This window comes from Acidovorax sp. KPB24-03 (assembly GCF_057546605.1).
In genome coordinates this window covers 1-1778 of the sequence record NZ_BAAJYR010000572.1, presented here as the reverse complement: position 1 = coordinate 1778, position 1778 = coordinate 1, and the positions used below count along the sequence as shown (strand labels likewise).

At 68.7% G+C, this 1778-nt stretch carries 2 protein-coding genes; one reads left to right on the top strand and one right to left on the bottom strand.

From position 1 onward, the window contains the following. Positions 1–97 precede the first annotated feature (97 nt). Positions 98–1105 (bottom strand): fumarylacetoacetate hydrolase family protein, encoded by a 1008-nt coding sequence (locus AC27KI_RS24070; protein ID WP_272549346.1) that lies wholly within the window; start codon positions 1103–1105, stop codon positions 98–100. Between the two features lie 107 nt (positions 1106–1212). Between AC27KI_RS24070 and AC27KI_RS24065 the strand changes: the two genes are divergently transcribed. Beyond that, positions 1213–1778, top strand: a 566-nt coding sequence (locus AC27KI_RS24065) for an IclR family transcriptional regulator (RefSeq protein ID WP_487116254.1), incomplete at its 3' end; no start/stop codon positions are given.

The following is a 1778-nucleotide window of genomic DNA, read 5'->3' as shown; positions in this document are numbered from 1 at the left end:
GCTGGCGCGGCCATGGCCGGCGCCTGCTGCGCCAGCAAGGCGCCCGGCAGCAACAGCCACGCCGCCAGCGCGAGCCGGGCCAGCCCCGCGCGGGTCGTCATTGCGGGGCCGCGATGTTCTGGTCGATGGCGCCGAACAGGCTCTGGCCGGCCTTGTTCTTCATCTCGATGCGGATGGTGTCGCCGAATTTCATGAACTCGGTGGAGGGCTTGCCGTCCTGGATGGTCTCGATACAGCGCTTTTCGGCGATGCAGCTGTAGCCCTTGGGCCACTCGGTGCGGCCGTTCTGCTCCACGCCGCGGTTGCTGACCGTGCCGCTGCCGATGATGGAGCCCGCGCGCACGTTGCGCGTCTTGGCCACGTGGGCGATGAGCTGGCCGAAGTGGAAGGTCATCTCGGGGCCGGCATCGCACATGCCGACCTTGCGGCCGTTCCAGGTCGATTGCAGCGTGAGGTTCACGCGGCCCTGGTCCCAGGCGTCGCCCAGTTCGTCGAGCGTGATGGCGACCGGGCTGAACGCGGTGGCGGGCTTGGACTGGAAGAAGCCGAAACCCTTGGCCAGTTCGGCCGGGATGAGGTTGCGCAGCGAGACGTCGTTGGCCAGCATGACCAGGCGGATGCCGTCCAGCGCCTGCTCGGGCGTGGTGCCCATCTTCACGTCGCCGGTGACGACGGCGATCTCGGCCTCGAAGTCGATGCCCATGGCCTCGCTCGGCACGACCACGTCGTCGCGCGGGCCGATGAAGTCGTCGCTGCCGCCCTGGTACATCAGCGGGTCGGTGTAGAAGCTCTCGGGCACTTCGGAGTTGCGCGCTTTTCGCACCAGTTCGACGTGGTTGATGTAGGCGGAGCCGTCCGCCCACTGGTAGGCGCGCGGCAGCGGGGCCATGCACTGGGCGGGATCGAACGGAAACGCGTGCGGGGCGCGGCCGGCGTTGAGCTGGTCGTACAGGTCCTGCAGCTGGGGCGACAGGAAGCCCCAGTCGTCCAGCACCTGCTGCAGGCGGCTCGCGATGCCGGTCGCATAATGGGCCGTGCCCAGGTCGCGGGAGACGACGACCAGCTGGCCGTCGCGGGAACCATCTTTGTAGGTGGCGAGTTTCATGGGGCTCAGACCTCTTGTCTTCCAACGCACCGGCGGCGGGTGCCCGGCACGAATTACGAATGGTTAAATTGATTTAACTAAACAAAACTCTGGAAATTCTAGTGCAGATGGACAAGGAACGGGCAGGCATACAGTCGGTGGAAGTCGGCTTCGCCCTGCTGGAGGGGCTGACCCGGTCGCGTGGACCGCTGATGCTCAAGGACCTCGCGGCCACGGCCGGCATGAGCGCCGCCAAGGCGCACCGCTACCTCGTGAGCTTTCAGCGCCTGGGGCTGGTGGCGCAGGACCCGGGCACCGCGCGCTACGACCTGGGGCCGGCCGCGCTCAAGCTGGGCCTGGCCTCGCTCGCGCGGCTCGATGCGATGCGCCTGGCGCGCGAGCGCGTGCCCGCGCTGATGGACACCATCGGCCACACCCTGGCGCTGGCCGTGTGGGGCAACCGGGGCCCGACCATCGTGCACTGGGAGGAATCACCCCAGGCCGTGACCGCCAACCTGCGCCTGGGCGACGTCATGCCGCTGCTGGCCTCCGCCACCGGCCGCTGCTTTTGCGCCCATCTGCCGCGCGAGGCCACGGCCGCGCTGCTCCAGGAAGAGCTGGCCCACGCCGCCAAGCTGGGTCGCACCGATCTGCCCACCGACGCCGCCGCCGTCGACGCCCTGCTGGCCGAGGT

Coding starts and splice junctions, on each gene's coding strand:
- AC27KI_RS24070 (WP_272549346.1), bottom strand. CDS start 1,105: ATGAAACTCGCCACCTACAAAGATGGTTCCCGCGACGGCCAGCTGGTC.